This window comes from Microbacterium proteolyticum (assembly GCF_030818075.1).
Classification (GTDB): Bacteria; Actinomycetota; Actinomycetes; order Actinomycetales; family Microbacteriaceae; genus Microbacterium; species Microbacterium proteolyticum_A.
The window spans coordinates 2,852,271-2,870,160 of record NZ_JAUSZZ010000001.1 but is presented as its reverse complement, the minus strand read 5'-3'; the positions used below and the strand labels follow the sequence as shown (position 1 = coordinate 2,870,160).

Here is a 17,890-nt window from a genome sequence, read left to right as displayed (position 1 = left end):
GTCGCGGGAGAATATGCCGATGAGCAACACTTTCGACGATCTCGCTGACGGGCGGCCGGAGAGCCCGGCGCAGCGCGCGGACCGCAATTGGAACGAGATCCTGCAGGAGTTGCGGGTGCTCCAGACCGGCACGCAGATCCTGACCGGCTTCCTTCTCGCCCTGGCGTTCCAGCCATCCTTCGCAGACCTCGACGCGGGGCAGCGGGTGCTGTACCTCGCGCTCATCGCGCTCTCCGCCCTGAGCGCGGTCGTTGCTCTCGCGCCCGTCGCGCTGCACAGGGCGGTCTTCGGCCAGCAGGTGAAACCCGAGCTCGTGCGCGTGGGGCACGTAGCCCTGCGGGGAGCGCTGGCACTCGTCTCCCTGCTGCTGGTCGGCGTCGTCGTGTTCGTCTTCGACGTCGTCGTCGGGTTCGGCGCGGCCGTGGCGGCCGGAGTCGTGCTGGGGCTGATGATCCTCGTACTGTGGGTGGTGGTGCCGATCTTCGTGCGGCGCCGGGGGAGGAGAGGCGCGCGATGACCCACGAGACCGTCGGCATCGCCGTCGCGCAGTTCGCTCCGGTCGCCTCGCGAACGGACAATCTCGCCGACATCGCCGCCGCCGCCCGCACCGCCGCGACCCGAGTCGCGCTCACGTCGTCGTCTTCCCCGAATATTCGAGCTACTTCGTCGACCCGTTCGACGACACTCTCGCCGAGAACGCCGAAGACCTCGACGGGCCCTTCGTGCAGGCCCTCACCGCCCTCGCGCGCGATCTCGGCATCGTGATCGTGGCGGGTCTGCTCGAGAAGGCCGACGATGGCCGACGGGTGCGCAACGCGGTCGTGGCGGTGAACGCCGACGGCATCCGTGCGGTCTACCGCAAGCTGCACCTCTACGACGCCTTCGGCCAGCGCGAATCCGACTGGGTGGAACCCGGCGAGATCGCCCCGCCGCAGACCTTCGAGGCCGGCGGCCTGCGTTTCGGTCTCATGACCTGCTACGACCTGCGCTTTCCCGAGGTCGCACGAACGCTCGCCGACGCAGGGGTGGACGTCGCCCTTGTGCCGGCCGAGTGGGTGCGCGGCGCGCTCAAGGAGCACCACTGGCGCACGCTTCTGCAGGCCCGCGCCATCGAGAACACGTTCTTCGTCGCCGCGGCCGACCATCCGCCGCCCCTCGGCGTGGGCCACTCGATGGTCGTCGATCCGCAGGGTGTGCCCGTCGCCCAGGTGGGCACGGCGACCGACGTCGCCGTCGCGCACATCGATCCGGATGCCATCGCGCGCGTGCGCCGCGTCAACCCGGCGCTGCAGCTGCGCCGCTACCGCGTGACACCGCGCTGAGAAGGGGCGGACTCACCCGTGAGAGATGCTGCGGGGAGACGGGACGGGTGCCGTCACGCCATTGCCGTCAGCGAGCGGCGGAATTCCTCTGCGCCCAGCGGATGAGCGACACCTGCTTGGTCTGCCAGAGACCGACGCGCACGGACGCCATGGTGAAACCCTCGTCATGAAGGCGGGCTGCGGTGTCGTGGTCGAGGCGGAGACCGGGTTCGGCGTCGACCCAACGCAGATCCTTGCCGTACAGCTCGACGATGCGTCGAGGCTGCGCTTCGAGGCGAAGTCGTCGGCGAGACATGATTCCCCCTGAGTGTCGGGCAACAGAGCCGGATGGATTGGGGGATCCGAGGGAAACGTATCACGCCGACGTTGCGTCTTGGGTACAGGCTTTTGCGCGACCGAGCGAATGACCGCTCCGTGAATGTGCTGACGCCCCTTTCCTCCCGTCCAGCAGGTCCTTTCCTCCGCGTTCTGCGCAGCGCAGGGGCGTGCCTTCCCGGCCGCGGCGGGCGGGAGCGACGGAAGCGGTGAGCCAGGATGCCGATCACGCGGCGTGCGCGTCCACCCCGCGGCAGAACGCGTCGGCGGCGCCGAGCGGCACCGCACCCACGGTCAGGGCTGACGACGCGTGAGAGTGATTCTCACGGACGCCTCGGCCCCGGCCTCGGCGATGAAGAGCAGATGACCCTTCGCACTGAGCGTCAGCCCGACCTCGATCTTCGAGACACCCCAGCCGGATTCGGCATCCTGCACTCCGTCGCCGATCTCGACGAGCTTCTGCACCGTGTCGCGCCAGTTCTCGCGCAACGATTCGACGCTGGCGTCCACGACGCGACTACCGCTGTGATGCACACCCGGGGTGCGGACGCGCGGAACGTCGCCGTCCTCGGCGGAGCGATCCGGCGATCCCGCCGCGGGGGAGGGAACGAAGATCTGCACGGTCCAGTCATCGCTCATGGGAGGCTCCTTCGATTCACGCCACCGTCATCCCGGCGAGCCGCTGAGCGGCCTCGGCGAGCACTTCCACCTTCTTGCACGCCGCGAAACGCACGAGCGTGGCGTACTGGTCGCGGTGCGCGGGGGAGACGAACGCGGTGAGCGGGATGCCGACCACTCCGGCGCGGGCGGGCAGCTCGCGGCAGAACGCGTCGGCGTCGTCGGCGCCGAGCGGGGCGGCATCCACCACCGTGAAGTACGAACCACCGGGGGACGACACATCGAAGCCGGCGGCACGCAGGCCCGTGCCGAGCAGCGCGGCCTTGGCGGCCATCTCGGAAGCGACGGATGCGAAGAACGCGTCGGGCAGGCGCAGGCCCACCGCGATCGCCGGCTGGAAGGGCGAACCCCCGACGTAGGTGAGGAACTGCTTCACCGCCAGCACCGCGGACACGAGTTCGGACGGCCCGGTGACCCATCCCGTCTTCCAGCCGGTGAGCGAGAAGGTCTTGCCCGCCGACGAGATCGACAGCGTCCGCTCGGCCGCCCCCGGGAGGGTCGCGATCGGCACGTGCGGTCCGTTGAATACGAGGTGCTCGTACACCTCGTCGGTGACGATGATCGCGTCGTGCCGGTGCGCGAGGCGCACCACCTCGTCGAGCACCTCGCGGGAGAACACGCTGCCGGTCGGGTTGTGCGGGTCGTTCACGAGGATCACGCGCGTCCGATCGGTGACAGCGGATGCCAGCTGCTCGAGGTCGGGCTGGAAGGCGGGCCACCGCAGGGGGACCGGCACGAGCTTCGCCCCCGAGAGCGCCACGCACGCGGCGTAGGAGTCGTAGTACGGCTCGAAGACGACCACTTCGTCGTCGGGGGAGTCGACGAGCGCCAGCAAGGTCGCCGCGAGCGCCTCGGTCGCACCGACGGTGATCAGCACCTCGCGCTGCGGGTCGAGCTCGATGCCGTAGAAGCGTCTCTGGTGCTCGGCGACCGCCGACAGCAGGTCGGGGAAACCTCGTCCGGGCGCGTACTGGTTGACGCCGCGGGCGATGGCATCCCGTGCCGCCTCGATGACGGGCTCGGGACCGTCTTCGTCGGGGAAGCCCTGCCCGAGGTTGAGCGCGCCGGTGGAGGCGGCGAGCGCGCTCATCTCGGCGAAGATCGTTGGAACCGAGGAGCCGTCGGGAGCGAGCAGACCCGCGCCGCGGGCCGTGCGCTGCCAGGCGCCGGGAAGCTGGTGCATGGCTCCAGCATGCCGCACCCGCCCGCGTGGCAAGGGGGGAGAGCCTCGCGGTGTGTTGCTGATAGACCCATAGAGGCGGCTCACTTCTGTCATAGGTGACCCACAGCATCCGTGGTCATCGTAGAAGCGCCTGGAAGAAGGAGCATCCCATGAGCGACACCACGGACAACCGTCCCGAGGGTAACGACCGCATCGACAGCGTCGAGCCTTCGCCGCAGCACGACACGACCACCCCGGCCGCCACCCCCGCGGCTTCCGCCCCGCGCTCCGACGTGCCGCCGATGCCGACGCGCTCGCCCGCCGCTGCCGCCGCCGCGTGGCCGCCGCCCGCCGCCGGTACTGCCGCACCCCACCCTCGCACCTCCGCCGGCGACTACGCCTCGGCCCCCTCCGGCGCCACCGCCCCCAGCGGTCAGGCCTTCGGCCCCGGCGCCACGAGCGCGCACCCCACGCTCGTGATGCCCGAGTCGGCATCCGCCACTCCTGCACGCAAGAAGAGCTCGGCACCGCGCGTCGCCGCACTGCTCGTTGCCGCTGCCCTCGTCGGCGGCGGGGCGGGCCTCGGCGGCACCTACGCCGGCCTCAGCCTGTGGGGTGGGGAGAACGCCTCGAGCGTCTCGGGCCCCACTGCCATCACCGTCAACGACCCGCAAGACGTCAACGCCACCGCCGCGGTCGCGTCGAAGGTCGTGCCGAGCGTCGTCACCATCAGCGCGACCGGGTCGCAGTCGGGCGGCACCGGCTCCGGCGTCGTGTTGAGCGATGACGGGTACGTGCTCACCAACACCCACGTCGTGACCCTCGACGGGCAGACCGGCAACGCCACCATCTCGGTGACCACCTCCGACGGCAAGGTGTACCGGGCGACGGTCGTCGGCACCGACCCCACCTACGACCTCGCGGTCATCAAGCTCGAGAACGCGTCGGGTCTGACCCCGATCGAGTTCGGCGACTCGTCCAAGCTCAACGTCGGAGACGCCACCGTGGCCGTCGGGGCGCCGCTCGACCTCCCCAACACCGTGACCACCGGCATCGTCAGCGCGCTGAACCGGTCGATCCAGGTCGCCTCGTCCGCGGCCCCCAGCGACGGCTCCGACCAGCAGCAGCAGGAGCCCGGCGAGGAGAGCCCCTTCCGCTTCGACTTCGGCCAGGGCCAGCAGTCGCAGTCGGCGAGCCAGACCATCAAGATCGCCGTCATCCAGACCGACGCCGCCATCAACCCCGGGAACTCCGGCGGCGCACTCGTCGACGACGAGGGCAAGCTCATCGGCATCAATGTCGCCATCGCGAGCGCCGGCGGCTCCTCGTCGGGCGGGCAGTCGGGCAACATCGGCGTCGGCTTCTCCATCCCCTCCGACATCGCCAAGCGCATCTCGTCGGAGATCATCGAGAACGGCTCCGCCACGCACGGCCTGCTGGGCGCGTCGGTTCAGGATGCCGCGACCCAGCAGGGTGCGACCACCACCGGTGCCCTCGTGGCCGAGGCCACCAGCGGCGGCGCCGCGCAGGCGGCCGGTCTGCAGAAGGGCGACGTGATCACCGAGTTGAACGGCATCCCCGTGACGAACTCGATCGACCTCACCGCCCAGGTGCGCGCGCTTGCCGCGGGCGCGCAGGCGGAGGTCACCTACCTCCGCGGCGGTCAGCAGAAGACCGTCGAGGTCACGCTCGGCTCTATGCCGCAGAGCTGACCCACGGCTGCCTCGACGCCGCCTCGCGACACGTTCGCGGGGCGGCGTCGTGTGCGCCGGGCGTGTGCTTGGCCGGCGATGCGTGCGCATTCTCCGCTCTTCACGCAAACTCAGTCGCCTGGGGCTGTGCGGGATGAGGTTGTGCGCATCGCTGAGGATGTGTGCGCGGGTGTCTTGGGGAACCCGGGCGGCGGTGAGCTGCCGCGGGCGTGCGTATCCTCCGTGATGTGCGCAAGATCAGTCGGCTGGGGCGTGCAGCGACGGAGGTTGTGCGCATCACTGAGGTTGTGCGCACGGGCGCAGATGGGCCGCCCGACCGGGCACCCCGCGGCGTCTTCAGTCGAGCGGCGCGAGGCGGCCGATCGCGGCGAGCGGGATGCCGATCCAGTCGGGGCGGTTGCGCGTTTCGTAGATCGCCTCGTACACGGCCTTGTCGAGCTCGAACGCGGCGAGAAGCGGGTCGTCGTCGGCGCGCACGGCTCCCGCGGTCTCGGCGTAGCCGTCGAGGAACGCCTGCTGCGCGGCGATGACCCAGGCGCGGACGGCCTCTCCGTCGTCGTCGGCGACCGCGCCCGAGACGTAGTCGAACGAGCGCAGCATGCCGGCGACATCGCGCACAGCGATGTCGGGCAGAAGCCGCTCCTCGATCGGGCGCAGAGGCTCGCCCTCGAAATCGAGCAGTACCCAGCCGTTCGACGGCGTCAGCAGCACCTGCCCGAGGTGCAGGTCGCCGTGCACGCGCTGCAGGGCCGGCCACGGCGCGCGGGCGGCCCGGGCGTACACCTCGCGGATGCGCTCGGCGTAGGGGGCCAGTGCAGGAACCTCGGCCAGAGCGATGGCGAGTCGGCGCTCCCACGCGCCGACCACGGCCGCGCGGTCGGCCTCGTCGGGCTCCCGGGTGGGGAACTGCGCGGCGAGGGCGACGTGCATCCCGGCGACGCTGGCGCCCAGCGCCCGAGCTCGCGCGGCGAAGTCCTCTCCCGCCGCGGCCGCGTCGAGGGCGACCCGCCACGCGTCCTCCACACCCTCGAAGAACTCCTGCGCGAAGGCGAGCGATCCGCTGACCGGCACGCCCTCCGGCGTGATCCACGAACCGCGCACCTCGCCGATGGCCGCCGGGACGAACGATGCGCCCCCGGCGGCGAGGGCCGACTGCAATTCGACATCGGGGTTGATGCCGGGATTCACCTGACGGAACAGCTTGCAGATGACGGGCACGCCGGCGTCCTCGCCGTCGGGTCGGAAGATGAGGGAGGTGTTCGACTGCTCCCCGCTGAGCACCTTCGCGGTGACCCGCGACACGGGAGCCGCCCCCGTGGTCGCGAGGGCGAAGCCGATGAAGCCGTCCTGGGCCGTTCCCACCTCGCCGCCTGCGGTGACCCACGTGTAGAGCTGGTCGGTGAAATCCGGGTCGGTGGTGGCATCCGCCCACACCTGTCCGTCCGCGCTCGCACCGATGAGGCTGCCGGGAGGCACCGTCCCCTCCGCGCGCTCCACGACGGGCACCTGGTAGACGATGGCCGGGTGAACGGCCTCGTCGCGAACGAGGAGGACTCGGGCGTCGCCGTCGAGCGCCCAGTCGGCCACGACGGTCAGCAGCGGGTCGCGGCCCTTCGTGCCGTACCAGCGCTGACGCGGCATCCAGACAGCGAGAAGATCGAGGAGGTCGCCCATGCGGCGAGGCTAACGCGCCGATCCACCGAGCGGGCGGGACTTGCGCCCGGGGCCGTCTCGATGAGAGAGGGTCAGGATGCCGAGGCCGAGCCGCCGTCCGCTTCGTCGGTCTGCGACGCTTCGGCGTCGTCGTCGTGCCCCCGACGGCGGGGGAGTGCTCGGCGGGCCGCGGAGCCGGTGCGGCGCCCGGCCGATCCGACGGCATCGGCCAGCGCGGAGCCCACGCGGCGCACCCCGCTGGCGGCGCTGTGCTCGAGCGTCTCGCTTCCGGGACGCGGCTCGAGGTCGGCGGGAAGGGTGAGCGGGGGCGCCCCGAACGCGCGGCGGGCGTTGACGAGAACCCGTCGGCCGAGGATGTGGTTGCCGGCGCCGCCCACGACGGCGCCCACGCCGAACGGGAGCGCCTTGCCCAGCCACGACGCACCACCGCGGGTGGCGAACTGGCGCACGAACGATGTCTTCAGCCGATCCACGAGCGGACCGACGGCGGCCCGCGGAAGGGTTTTCGTGATCAGTTTGCCCCAGTACCCGGCGCGCGTCGTGCCGCGCCCGGCCGCCTGCGCGGCGAGCTGCGACACGAGATCGACGCCCTCCTTGCCGAGCATGAGCGCGAGCACGAGGGCGCGCCCGCGGTCAGGATCCTCCACGGCGACCCCGTGCACCTCGGCCACCGACTGCGCGTAGAGCGCCGTCGCCTCGAGGAACCCCACGGTCTCGACGCCGCTGAGCGCGAGCGTGACACCCGTCCCGATGCCCGGCACGACGGCGGTGGCGCCGACGGCGGCGCCTCCCGTCGTCACGGCGGCGAGGTAGCGGCGCTCGAGGATCCTCAGGATCTCGTCGACGGAGGCATCCGGATGCCGGAGACGGATGCCGCGCAGGTGCGCGAGCACGACCGGCCGCTGCACAGAGAGCACGCGATCGAGCATGCGGATGGTCCGGGGATGCTCCTCCGACCCCACCGGCGGGAGCCCGCCCTTCCAGGGGGCGTCGTTCGGGAGGGAGTGGATGCGGTGCACCTTCTCAGCCATGCACACATCCTCTCCCGGCCTCCTCGACGCGCGCCCTGACTTGACGCCGACGGGAGGAGCGCGCATGCGTGCCCGGGTCGTCCGACTCGAGCGGCGCTACACGCGCGACGTTCGTCGGCAAGGGGCGGGGGGTGTCGGAGGGGCTTGATACCGTGGTGCGATGACAGCCTCGCTGCCGGATCCCCGAGACCCGTCGCCCTCAGACTCCGAGGGCGTCGCGGCGAGCGTCGAACCCGCCGCCCCCGCCCAGCCCCGTGCTCCACGGCGCACCACGTCGAAGCGTCCGACGGCCCCGTCTCAGGGGAGCGAAGCATCCGATTCCGCCGGTTCGACAGCGAGCGCGGCGACTCCGAAGCCGCGCGCTCCACGGGCTCCGCGCGCGACCGCCGCGCGCTCCACGTCAGGCACCGGGGCGCGCACGCCCGCGGCCAAGAAGCCGGCGACGCCGCGCACGCCCGCCGCACGCACACCCGCTGCGAAGAAACCCGCCTCCCCGCGCACGCCCGCGGCCAAGAAGCCGGCGGCTCCGCGCGCGTCCGCGTCGTCGCGGACGGCCGCGTCGAAGGCAGCCGCCGACGCCTCGGTGGTGTCGGCCGCGGCCCCGGTGGAGGAGACCGAGACGCCGATCACGACGCCGACGGCGGCCGGTGAGTCCGTGGGCGATCAGCCGACGGGCGAGGCGCCGACGACCGACTCGCCCGCGTCCGGTGCCACGGCAGATGCGAGCGACTCGTCGTTCGACGGTGGTCTCCGGGCGCCGGGCGCGGAGTCCGCCGGTGCAGTCGAGCCCGCACCGGGTGAAGATCTCACGGCCGCTCCGGGTGAAGTCGTCGCGTCGGTCGACGACGCTCCGCGCTCTGCGGGCGTGGGCGGGAACGCAGCTTCCGCGGTCGCCTTCGACGACATCGTGATCCCGCCACGACCCCCGCTTCCTCTGCCGCACCCGGCGACGGGGGCCACCCACGATGACGGCGAATCGGCCGGTCGGTCCGTCGACGCCGAGTCGTCTGACGCGGACGACACGGATTCGGGAACGCCCGGCCTGGCGACACCCCTCGGGGCGGAGACCGAGGACGCGGCCGAGACTGGCGACCCGGTCGAGCGCGATGACGGGGCGGTGGAGCCGGCCCACGAAGTGGTCGAGCCCTCCGACCGGGCGGCCGAGCCCGCCGACGGGGCGCTCAAGACGGTGAGCACCTCGGGCAGCGATGACGCCCGTGCACGCGAGTCGACCCACGATCCCGCGCCGGCCGACGTCGCGGTCGAGGAGCCGCCGACGGCAGCGGCAGATCGCCCGCTCGACAGCGCGGACACCCCATCCGACGACCTCGACGGAGCAGTGCCCGACGGCGCTGTCCCCGCGGTCGAAGTGGTCGTCGAGACCCCGCTCGACGCGGACGCCTCCGTCGAGGGTGGCGCGGCGGCATCCGATGAGGTCGAGACCCGGTCGGGCGACGGCGTCTCTCCGGCTGACGGCCACGAGGAGGCGGAGGAAGCTGCGCCGAGAGGTGCCGCCGACGTGGAGGATCCCACGCCGCCCGACGTGCGCTCGGACGACGTCGCCGAGCCTGACGCTACGGGTGCCCCCACGACGGATCCCGCCACGCTCGACGCCCTGACAGCGGACCCCCTCACGGCGGACGACGCGCCGGCGGATGCCGATTCCGCCTCCGCGTCGGAAGCTGCGGAGGACGACGCCCACGACGCCACGGCCGTGATGCCGGTCGCCGGTGCCGACGAGACGCCGACGAGCACCGACCCGGACGCCGAACGGTCCCAGCCCGATGCGGGCGCGGCGACCCCCGCCTTGACGCTGCGCCACATCACGAAGACCTTCGGCGAGCTCCGCGCCGTCGACGCGATCGATCTGACCGTGCCCGCCGGCTCGTTCTACGGGCTGGTCGGGCCGAACGGTGCCGGCAAGACCACCACCCTGTCGATCATCGCGGGTCTGCTCCGCGCCGACGCGGGCGAGGTGACGATCAACGGCGTCGACGCGCGCAAGCAGGCGCGTCAAGCCAAGAAGCTGATCGGCGTGCTGCCCGACCGCCTGCGTACGTTCGACCGCCTGACCGGTCGTCAGCTGCTGTCGTACTACGGTGCGCTGCGGGGTCTTCCGAGTGGGCTCGTCGAGAGCCGCATGGCCGACCTCGCACGCGCCTTCGACCTCGTCGATGCGCTGGCGCGACCGGTGTCCGATTACTCGGCCGGAATGACGAAGAAGGTCATGCTGGCGGGCGCGATGATCCACTCGCCGCGCCTGCTCGTGCTCGACGAGCCCTTCGAGGCCGTCGACCCCGTCTCCAGCGGCGTGATCCTCGACATCCTCCGCACCTACGTCGATCACGGCGGCACGGTGATCCTGTCGAGTCACGGGATGGAGCTCGTCGAGCGGGTCTGCTCGCGAGTCGCCGTCATCGTGTCGGGCCAGGTCCTCGCCGAGGGCACCGTCGACGAGGTGCGTGGCGAGGGCACGCTCGAGCAGCGGTTCCGCGAGCTGTCCGGCGGGCTGGGCGACGTGGAGGGCCTCGAGTGGTTGCACACGTTCTCCGCCTGAGACTGGCGATGATGCTGGGCGCCTTGCGGGGCGACCGTCGCGACGTCATCCGTCGTGTCATCGGCGTCGTTGTGCTCATCGCGGCCACCGTCTTCGCCGCCAGGAGCGCGGCGGGGCTGGCGGATGCCGATCGCCTCACCACCGCGGTCGTCACCGTGCTCGCCGGCTCCGCCCTGACCCTCGGCTTCGCCGTGGGGCCGCCGGTGACGGCATCCGTCGATCCTCTCGACCCCAGACGCTTCGCGGTGATCGGACCCGATCCGCGCCCGCTCGCGGGGGCGTTGCTGTTGGCCGGCTTCCTCAGCGTCCCGGTCCTGGTCACTCTGGCGCTCGGCGTGAGTGCCGCCACCGCGTGGAGCGCTCAGGGAGCGTCGATGCTCGCGGCCGTGGCATCCGTCGTTCTGGGGTTGACCACGTGCGTGCTGTTCGCGCGGGTGAGCATGGCTCTCGGCGCGCTCGTGCAGCGCCCCCGGCAGTCGCGCGAACTCATGAGCGTGTACCTCATCGTCGTTCTCGTCGTCGTGGTGCCGATCGCGGTCTTCCTCGGCTCGCTCGAGTGGCGCGGCGCGGTGCCGTCTCAGCTGGCCTCGGCTGCCGAGATCCTGTCGTGGACGCCCATCGGCGCCGCGTGGTCCATCGGCCTCGCGCCCACGGGCGGGTTCGCGGTCGGGAGCCTCGTTGTCGCTCTCGCGACCGTGGCGGTGCTCGCTGTGGCGTGGTTCGCCCTGGTCGAGGTGCTGCTCACCACGACCCGACGCCCGGCCGCGGTGCGCGAGCGAGGCGGACTGGGATGGTTCGCCCTGCTGCCGGGGACGCCCGGGGGAGCTGTCGCCGCCCGGAGCCTGTCGTACTGGCTGCGCGACCGCCGCTACATCGTCAACGTCGTGATCGTGCCGATCGCCGCCGTGGTCTCGACCGTGCCGCTGCTCGTCGCCGGTGTGCCGTTCGAGCTGGTCGTCCTCCTGCCCGTCCCGATCATGGCGTTGTTCTTCGGCTGGCTGCCGCACAACGACCTCGCCTACGACTCCACGGCGCTGTGGATGCACATCGCGAGCGGCGTGCGCGGCATCCCGGACCGCGTCGGTCGTCTCATCCCCGTGCTGCTCATCGGCATCCCGATCCTCGCCGTGAGCCTCCCGCTCGCGATCGTCGCGCACGGCCGGTGGGCGATCTTTCCGGCGATGGTCGGCGTGTGCGCAGCCCTGTTCCTCGGCGGCCTGGGGCTGTCGAGCATCTCGTCGGTCGTCGCCCCCTACGCGGTCTCGCGGCCCGGCGACAGCCCCTTCCAGCAGCCGCAGCGCACCGGCTCGGGCGGCGTGGTCGCCCAGGGCCTGGTCATGCTGGGCGCGCTGCTGACGGCGCTTCCCGCCGCGTGGCTGACCTGGCAGGCGATCGACGGCGACACCATCGACTCGATGCTCGCCCTCTGGGTCGGGGTCGGCACCGGAGGCTTCGTTCTGCTGGCCGGGATCGGACTCGGCGCGGTCATCTACGAGAGCCGCGCCACCCGTCTGATGGAGTTCGCCGAAGCGAGCTGATGCCCGCCACCCGACCGCCGGAGGCGGTCCGCGGCTACACTGGCTCTTCATGAGCACGCCACTCGACAGTCCCGACAGCGGGGGTCTCGCGACCCTGGATCGTGAGCTCGAGGAGCTCATCCGGGAAGAGAACATCGAGCCCGGCGACCATGAGCGCTTCTCGCATTACGTGAAGAAGGACAAGATCCTCGAATCGGCGATCACCGGCAAGCCGGTGCGCGCGCTCTGCGGCAAGAAGTGGACGCCCGGTCGCGACCCCGAGAAGTTCCCGGTCTGCCCGCAGTGCAAAGAGATCTACGAGTCGCTCGTCAACTGACCCCACCCACCCCGCGAGTCGCCAGGATCTGTCGCTTCGGGCCGGGCCCGAGCGACACATCGTGGCGACTCACGCTTTCGAGGCGGCGCGGGCGATCAGACCGCCTCGCGGTACTCCGTCGGGAGCGCGGGGTCGGCTTTGCTGAGCGCGAGCGCGCGCACCGGCAGCTCCTCGCGCACACGCGCATGATGAGCGCGGGCGGCCGCCACGCCCTCGGCGCCGAGGGCAGCGGCATCCGCCTCTCCACCTGACATCAGCGTCGTCTGCAGGGCGCGGGCATCGGGATGCTCGGCGGCCGTCGCCAGCTCTTCGAACCCGTCGCTGACGACGATGATCTCCGAGGTCGCCGTTCCCGCATCGAGCGCGCGGAAGGCCGCCTTGCGGCCGCCGTGCGATGCCTTCTGCGCCGATGCCTTCGCCACCGCCACCCAGGACCCGTCGACGGCTTCGCGCGCGACGAGCTTGAAGACGAGACCGGCCGTCGGCACGCCGGACCCGGTCGCCACCGACGTGCCCACCCCGTACGAGTCGACGGGGGATGCCGCCAGGGCGGCGAGCGCGTACTCGTCGAGGTCGCTGGTCACGGTGATCCGGGTGCCGGTCGCGCCGAGCTCATCGAGCAGCGCCCGCACTTCACCCGCCACGATCGGCAGATCGCCGGAGTCGATGCGGACGCCGCCGAGCTCGGTTCCCGCGACGCGGATGGCCGTGCGGACGCCCTCGGCGATGTCGTAGGTGTCGACGAGGAGCGTCGTCCCGGTGCCGAGCGCGTCGATCTGCGAGCGGAACGCGTCCTCCTCGCTGTCGTGCAGCAGGGTCCAGGCGTGCGCCGCGGTTCCCATCGTCGGGACGCCCCAGCGGCGGCCCGCCTCGAGGTTGCTCGTGGCGGAGAACCCGGCGATGTAGGCCGCGCGCGCGGCGGCCACCGCGGCCTCCTCGCTCGCCCGGCGCGAACCCATCTCGGCGAGCGGCCGGTCACCCGCGGCCACGCTCATGCGAGCGGCCGCGGTGGCGACCGCGGAGTCGTAGTTCAGGATGCTGAGCGCCACGGTCTCCAGCAGCACCGCCTCGGCGAATGTGCCCTCGATCGTGAGCAGCGGCGACCCCGGGAAGTAGATCTCGCCCTCGTGGTAGCCGGTCACCGAGCCGGTGAAGCGGTACCCGGCAAGGAAGTCGAGGGTGGCGGCATCCACGATGCGGTTGTCCCGCAGGAACCGCAGCTCCTCGTCGCCGAACCGGAAGTCGCGGATCGCTTCGAGCAGACGGCCGGTGCCCGCGACGACGCCGAAGCGGCGGCCACCGGAGAGGCGTCGGCCGAACACCTCGAACACGCAGCGGCGCTCGGCGGTGCCGTCGCGCAGAGCGGCGTCGAGCATCGTCAGCTCGTAGCGGTCGGTATGCAAGGCCGTGCTGCGGGTCATCGCGCCAGCCTATTGCGGCCGGTTGCCGGGTGCCGGGTCGCCCGCTGCCCCTTGACGTGCGGGGAGGTGGCGGCGCGGCGTGCCGAACTCCGGAGATATGGGTCGGGGGTGTGCTCCGAGCGTCGCGACAGCGCCCCGCGCGTGGATTCTCCGGAGTTCCGCACCCCCCGCGCCCACGGCCCGGCCCGCGCCCGCCCCACCCCGGAGTTCCGCACCACCCGCGCCTAGGGCCCGGCCCGCACCACCCCGCCCGATAGGCTGGGCTCCTATGGATGACGCGCCGATCGGGATCTTCGACTCGGGAGTCGGCGGTCTCACCGTCGCCCGGGCCGTATCGCAGCAGCTGCCGCGCGAGTCGATCCTCTACGTCGGCGACACTGCCCGCTCGCCCTACGGCCCCAAGCCCATCGCCGATGTGCGTCGCTACGCGCTCGAGGTGCTCGACACGCTCGTCGATCAGGGCGTGAAGATGCTCGTGATCGCCTGCAACACGGCATCCGCCGCCATGCTCCGCGACGCCCGGGAGCGCTACGACGTGCCGGTGGTCGAGGTCATCGGCCCGGCGGTGCGGACAGCGATGTCGACCACCCGCAACGGCCGCATCGGCGTCATCGGCACGACGGGCACGATCGGTTCGCGTGCCTACCAGGACATGCTCGAGGTCAACGAGCGTCTGACCGTCTTCGCCGAGGCCTGCCCGCGCTTCGTGGAGTTCGTCGAGGCCGGCGTCACCGACTCGCCCCAGGTGCTGGCCACCGCCGAGCAGTACCTCGCGCCGCTGCGCCGCGCCGGCGTCGACACGCTCGTGCTCGGCTGCACGCACTACCCGTTCCTGGAGGGCGCCATCAGCTACGTGATGGGTCCCGACGTCAGCCTCGTCTCCAGCGACAGCGAGACCGCGAAAGACGTGTTCCGCCAACTCATCTCGCGCGACCTCCTGGCGAGCCCGGATGCCGTACCCACGCACCGCTACGAAGCCACGGGCTCGTCGGCCGACGACTTCCTGCACCTGGCGCACCGCCTGATGGGCCGCGAGGTGCGCGAGGTGCAGCTCGTGCAGACCGGCGCCATCGACCTTCCGCGCTGAGGCGCGGCATCCATTCCCGTTCCTCTGGAGGACCCATGACCCGCAAAGACGGCCGCACCGCCGATCAGCTCCGCCCCGTCACGATCGAGCGCGGCTGGTCGGCGCACGCCGAGGGTTCCGCCCTCGTCACGTTCGGCGGCACGAAGGTGCTCTGCACCGCGTCGTTCACCAACGGCGTGCCGCGCTGGCTGACCGGCAAGGGCAAGGGATGGGTGACCGCCGAGTACGCGATGCTCCCGCGCGCGACCAACAGCCGCAACGACCGCGAGAGCATCAAGGGCAAGGTCGGCGGCCGCACGCACGAGATCTCGCGCTTGATCGGCCGCGCCCTCCGCGCCGTCGTCGACACCAAGGCGTTGGGCGAGAACACCATCGTCATCGACTGCGACGTGCTGCAGGCCGACGGCGGCACGCGCACCGCGGCGATCACCGGAGCGTATGTGGCCTTGGCGGATGCCATCGCCTGGGGCCGCGAGAAGAAGTTCATCGGTCAGCGCTCCGAGGTGCTGCGTGACTCGGTGGCCGCGGTGTCGGTGGGCATCATCGACGGCGAGCCGATGCTCGACCTCGCTTACGTCGAAGACGTGCGCGCCGAGACCGACATGAACGTCGTCGTCACCGGTCGCGGCCTGTTCGTCGAGGTGCAGGGCACGGCTGAGGGCGCACCGTTCGACAAGCGCGAGCTCGACCAGTTGCTCGAGCTCGGTGTGAACGGGTGCGCCGAGCTGCGCGGCATCCAGACCGCGGCGCTCGAGGGCTGACATGGCGCGCGTCGTCCTGGCCACGCACAACCCGCACAAGGTCGAGGAGTTCCAGGCCATCGTGGCCGCCGTGCGGCCCGACCTCGAGGTGGTCGGGTACGACGGCCCCGAGCCGGTCGAAGACGGCGTGACGTTCGCCGCGAACGCGCTGATCAAGGCGCGTGCGGCGGCAATTCATACGGGGCTGCCGGCCCTGGCCGACGACTCCGGCGTCGCCGTCGACGTGCTGGGCGGCTCGCCGGGGGTGTTTTCGGCGTACTGGGCCGGTCATAAGAAGGACTCCACGGCGAACCTCGAGCTGCTGCTCGATCAGCTCTCCGACGTCTCCGACCCCCACCGGACGGCGCAGTTCGTCTCGGTGATCGCGCTGGTGCGTCCCGACGGAAGCGAGCAGACGGTCGAGGGCCGCTGGCCGGGCCGCCTGGCGAACGCGCCGGCCGGGCCGGGTGGTTTCGGGTATGACCCGATCTTCATCCCCGACGGTCAGCCCGCGGACGCCGAGCGCACGGTGGGTGAGTGGACGGCTGACGAGAAGAACGCCGCCTCGCACCGCGCCCGGGCATTCGTTCAGCTCGCGCCTCTCCTCGCGTCACTCTGAGCGTGTAGACCCGTGTGGTGACCGCAATGCCCACGGTGTCGATCGTCGTTCCCGCCTTCAACGAGGAGGCGGTCATCGAACGGTGCCTGCGTGCCATCGTGCGGCAGAGCGTACCGGCCGCCGAGGTGCTCGTGGTCGACAACCGCTCGACCGACGGCACACGACGGGTGGTGCAGCGCGTCATCGACGAGTACCCGGTCGCCGGCATCCGTCTGCTGCGCCAGGACGAGCGCCAGGGCCTCGTGCCCACCCGCAACCTGGGGATGGATGCCGCCACGGGCGAGGTGCTCGGCCGCATCGACGCCGACACGGTGCTCAAGCCCGACTGGGTCGCTCAGGTGTCACGCGCGTTCGCGTCGCGGGGGATGGATGCCGTGTCGGGTCCGGTCGAGTACTACGACCTGCCCCTGCGAGCCGTCGGGCAGCAGATCGACGACCGACTCCGCCGGCTGCAAGTGCGCCTGGCCGGCGACTTCGTCTTCCTCTTCGGCAGCAACATGGCGGTGCGGGCCGAGGCCTGGCGCGACGTGCGCGAGTTCTTGTGCGACGACCACGCGGACGTCATGCACGAAGACCTCGACATCGCAATCCATCTCGCGCTCGGCGGCCACCGCATCGGCTATTGCTCCGACATGGTGGCGGGGATGTCGGCGCGGCGACTGGACGATCGTCCGCGTGACTTCCGCCGGTACGTCGACCGCTTCGAGAACACGTACGCCGCGCATGACATCCGCGACCTGCGGCTGCGGGCACCGATGGCGGTGTTCTTGGGCGTCTACCCGGCGCTGCACGTGCACCGGCGGGTGCAGGCGCGGGTGCGGGGGCTGCGCGGCTGACCGTGTCGCTGCGCCGCCGAGCGCGAGAGCCCGAGGTGGGGGCTGAACCGGACCTCGCCTCCGGGTGAAGCTCCGGGTGCTTTCCGGCTGCCCGATCGCCGTCGTGACGCGGAGGCGTTCGGATCGGCGTGAAAGGCGCGGGACGCTGACGCGTGCGCACTCGCCGTCTGGTCCCCATCGCGGCCCTCGTCGCCCTCGGCATCGCCGGTGGGGCGGGGGGTCTCGTCGCTCTGTCGTCATCGCCACTTGTGTCGGTCGCGGCATCGGCTCCTGCCTCCGCGCCCCTGTTCCCCGGCGCACCGGGCTTGTCACCGGCGCGAGCCGTGCCCGCTGCCGGTCTGAGCGCCGACGGTGATGTCGACGGCGACACGATCGCCGACGCCATCGAGCGCGTCGTCTGTGGGTCGGCCACCTGCGCGACGGGAACGGAGGACACGGACGGCGACGGGATCAGCGATGGTGTCGAGGTCCGCGCGTGCGGAAGCGTGGGGTGCGCGGATGCCTCCGCCGACGCCGACGGGGACGGCATTCCCGACTTCGTCGAGCGCCTCGTGTGTGGTTCCGACACGTGCACGGCCGGTCGTGAGGACGCGGACGGCGACGGTGTGCCGGACTGGGTCGAGCAGATCATCTGCGGCACGGCGATCTGCGCAACAGGTGTGGAAGACCTCGACGGCGACGGCGTCGCCGATGCCGTGAGCCTTCAGGCATACGCGGTGTACCGGCAGGCCCTGGCCATCACGGGCCGCTCGTACGACGGGCTGACGTGGGTGGTCTTCGCCGGGGTGGCGTTGCTTCTGGTGGGCGCCGCCGCGCTCGCCGCTCGGTCGCTTCGCCGGGCGGCGAACGCGGCCGTCGACATGACAGGGGTGCTCTCGTGAT

Annotated in this window: 17 protein-coding genes and 1 pseudogene; 11 read left to right on the top strand and 7 right to left on the bottom strand. The window is 71.6% G+C overall.

The genetic code is table 11. The annotated features are described in order from the left end of the window. Positions 1–19 precede the first annotated feature (19 nt). Together QE392_RS13335 and QE392_RS13330 are read left to right on the top strand one after the other, a co-directional pair. Positions 20–517, top strand: a complete 498-nt coding sequence (locus QE392_RS13335; RefSeq protein WP_307452507.1) for a DUF6328 family protein — start codon at positions 20–22, stop codon at positions 515–517. Next, a pseudogene (locus QE392_RS13330) lies at positions 514–1,322 on the top strand (carbon-nitrogen hydrolase family protein). Before QE392_RS13335 ends, QE392_RS13330 begins: the two are co-directional and overlap by 4 nt. Before the next feature lie 67 nt (positions 1,323–1,389). On the opposite strand, the gene QE392_RS13325 reads toward QE392_RS13330, so the two are convergent. From QE392_RS13325 to QE392_RS13315, 3 genes are all read right to left on the bottom strand, one after another. Further along, complete coding sequence (locus QE392_RS13325) at positions 1,390–1,617, bottom strand: hypothetical protein (protein WP_307452505.1); 228 nt, start codon at positions 1,615–1,617, stop codon at positions 1,390–1,392. Positions 1,618–1,931: 314 nt separating this feature from the next. Next, positions 1,932–2,276, bottom strand: coding sequence for a Pepco domain-containing protein (locus QE392_RS13320; RefSeq protein ID WP_307452503.1), 345 nt, complete (start codon positions 2,274–2,276; stop codon positions 1,932–1,934). Between the two features lie 16 nt (positions 2,277–2,292). Continuing rightward, a complete protein-coding gene (locus QE392_RS13315) occupies positions 2,293–3,498 on the bottom strand; it encodes an aminotransferase class I/II-fold pyridoxal phosphate-dependent enzyme (protein ID WP_307452501.1) in 1,206 nt (401 codons plus the stop codon). Positions 3,499–3,647: 149 nt separating this feature from the next. On the opposite strand from QE392_RS13315, the gene QE392_RS13310 reads away from it, so the two are divergent. After that, positions 3,648–5,189 (top strand): S1C family serine protease, encoded by a 1,542-nt coding sequence (locus QE392_RS13310; RefSeq protein ID WP_307452499.1) that lies wholly within the window; start codon positions 3,648–3,650, stop codon positions 5,187–5,189. Between the two features lie 336 nt (positions 5,190–5,525). On the opposite strand, the gene QE392_RS13305 is transcribed toward QE392_RS13310, so the two are convergent. From QE392_RS13305 to QE392_RS13295, 3 genes are all read right to left on the bottom strand, one after another. Next, positions 5,526–6,863, bottom strand: coding sequence for a maltokinase N-terminal cap-like domain-containing protein (locus QE392_RS13305; protein WP_307452496.1), 1,338 nt, complete (start codon positions 6,861–6,863; stop codon positions 5,526–5,528). Between the two features lie 71 nt (positions 6,864–6,934). Beyond that, on the bottom strand, positions 6,935–7,894 hold the full coding sequence (locus QE392_RS13300; RefSeq protein ID WP_307452493.1) for a hypothetical protein: 960 nt from the start codon (positions 7,892–7,894) through the stop codon (positions 6,935–6,937). Between the two features lie 297 nt (positions 7,895–8,191). Continuing rightward, positions 8,192–8,524 (bottom strand): hypothetical protein, encoded by a 333-nt coding sequence (locus tag QE392_RS13295; RefSeq protein WP_307452491.1) that lies wholly within the window; start codon positions 8,522–8,524, stop codon positions 8,192–8,194. Positions 8,525–8,549: 25 nt separating this feature from the next. Between QE392_RS13295 and QE392_RS13290 the strand changes: the two genes are divergently transcribed. Genes QE392_RS13290 through QE392_RS13280 form a run of 3 tightly spaced genes read left to right on the top strand, consistent with a single transcriptional unit; the run spans position 8,550 to position 12,305 of the window. Next, positions 8,550–10,451, top strand: coding sequence for an ATP-binding cassette domain-containing protein (locus QE392_RS13290; protein ID WP_307452488.1), 1,902 nt, complete (start codon positions 8,550–8,552; stop codon positions 10,449–10,451). Positions 10,452–10,462: 11 nt separating this feature from the next. Then, positions 10,463–11,989: a hypothetical protein gene (locus QE392_RS13285; protein ID WP_307452486.1), complete on the top strand. Its 1,527-nt coding sequence runs from the start codon at positions 10,463–10,465 to the stop codon at positions 11,987–11,989. A 49-nt stretch (positions 11,990–12,038) separates the two neighbouring features. Beyond that, positions 12,039–12,305, top strand: a complete 267-nt coding sequence (locus tag QE392_RS13280) for a DUF3039 domain-containing protein (protein ID WP_136585370.1) — start codon at positions 12,039–12,041, stop codon at positions 12,303–12,305. 95 nt (positions 12,306–12,400) lie between these two features. On the opposite strand, the gene QE392_RS13275 is transcribed toward QE392_RS13280, so the two are convergent. Next, positions 12,401–13,726, bottom strand: a complete 1,326-nt coding sequence (locus tag QE392_RS13275; RefSeq protein WP_307452481.1) for a nicotinate phosphoribosyltransferase — start codon at positions 13,724–13,726, stop codon at positions 12,401–12,403. Positions 13,727–13,994: 268 nt separating this feature from the next. On the opposite strand from QE392_RS13275, the gene murI reads away from it, so the two are divergent. The 5 genes from murI (at position 13,995) to QE392_RS13250 (ending at position 17,889) form a co-directional block, all read left to right on the top strand. Beyond that, entirely contained in the window at positions 13,995–14,813 is an 819-nt protein-coding gene (gene murI / locus QE392_RS13270; protein WP_307452478.1) for a glutamate racemase, read from the top strand. A gap of 35 nt (positions 14,814–14,848) precedes the next feature. Beyond that, positions 14,849–15,574 (top strand): ribonuclease PH, encoded by a 726-nt coding sequence (gene rph, locus QE392_RS13265; RefSeq protein ID WP_307452476.1) that lies wholly within the window; start codon positions 14,849–14,851, stop codon positions 15,572–15,574. A gap of 1 nt (position 15,575) precedes the next feature. Then, entirely contained in the window at positions 15,576–16,172 is a 597-nt protein-coding gene (gene rdgB / locus QE392_RS13260; protein WP_307452474.1) for an RdgB/HAM1 family non-canonical purine NTP pyrophosphatase, read from the top strand. Between the two features lie 26 nt (positions 16,173–16,198). Further along, on the top strand, positions 16,199–17,008 hold the full coding sequence (locus QE392_RS13255) for a glycosyltransferase (RefSeq protein ID WP_307454148.1): 810 nt from the start codon (positions 16,199–16,201) through the stop codon (positions 17,006–17,008). A gap of 152 nt (positions 17,009–17,160) precedes the next feature. Then, complete coding sequence (locus tag QE392_RS13250) at positions 17,161–17,889, top strand: hypothetical protein (protein ID WP_307452471.1); 729 nt, start codon at positions 17,161–17,163, stop codon at positions 17,887–17,889. The last annotated feature ends 1 nt before the right edge of the window (position 17,890 follow it).

Excerpts from the sequence above, each read along its gene's own strand:
- QE392_RS13335 (WP_307452507.1), top strand. The coding sequence starts at position 20 with ATGAGCAACACTTTCGACGATCTCGCTGACGGGCGGCCGGAGAGCCCG.
- QE392_RS13325 (WP_307452505.1), bottom strand. The coding sequence starts at position 1,617 with ATGTCTCGCCGACGACTTCGCCTCGAAGCGCAGCCTCGACGCATCGTC.
- QE392_RS13320 (WP_307452503.1), bottom strand. The coding sequence starts at position 2,276 with ATGAGCGATGACTGGACCGTGCAGATCTTCGTTCCCTCCCCCGCGGCG.
- QE392_RS13315 (WP_307452501.1), bottom strand. The coding sequence starts at position 3,498 with ATGCACCAGCTTCCCGGCGCCTGGCAGCGCACGGCCCGCGGCGCGGGT.
- QE392_RS13310 (WP_307452499.1), top strand. The coding sequence starts at position 3,648 with ATGAGCGACACCACGGACAACCGTCCCGAGGGTAACGACCGCATCGAC.
- QE392_RS13305 (WP_307452496.1), bottom strand. The coding sequence starts at position 6,863 with ATGGGCGACCTCCTCGATCTTCTCGCTGTCTGGATGCCGCGTCAGCGC.
- QE392_RS13300 (WP_307452493.1), bottom strand. The coding sequence starts at position 7,894 with ATGGCTGAGAAGGTGCACCGCATCCACTCCCTCCCGAACGACGCCCCC.
- QE392_RS13285 (WP_307452486.1), top strand. The coding sequence starts at position 10,463 with ATGCTGGGCGCCTTGCGGGGCGACCGTCGCGACGTCATCCGTCGTGTC.
- QE392_RS13280 (WP_136585370.1), top strand. The coding sequence starts at position 12,039 with ATGAGCACGCCACTCGACAGTCCCGACAGCGGGGGTCTCGCGACCCTG.
- QE392_RS13275 (WP_307452481.1), bottom strand. The coding sequence starts at position 13,726 with ATGACCCGCAGCACGGCCTTGCATACCGACCGCTACGAGCTGACGATG.
- murI (WP_307452478.1), top strand. The coding sequence starts at position 13,995 with ATGGATGACGCGCCGATCGGGATCTTCGACTCGGGAGTCGGCGGTCTC.
- rph (WP_307452476.1), top strand. The coding sequence starts at position 14,849 with ATGACCCGCAAAGACGGCCGCACCGCCGATCAGCTCCGCCCCGTCACG.
- rdgB (WP_307452474.1), top strand. The coding sequence starts at position 15,576 with ATGGCGCGCGTCGTCCTGGCCACGCACAACCCGCACAAGGTCGAGGAG.
- QE392_RS13255 (WP_307454148.1), top strand. The coding sequence starts at position 16,199 with ATGCCCACGGTGTCGATCGTCGTTCCCGCCTTCAACGAGGAGGCGGTC.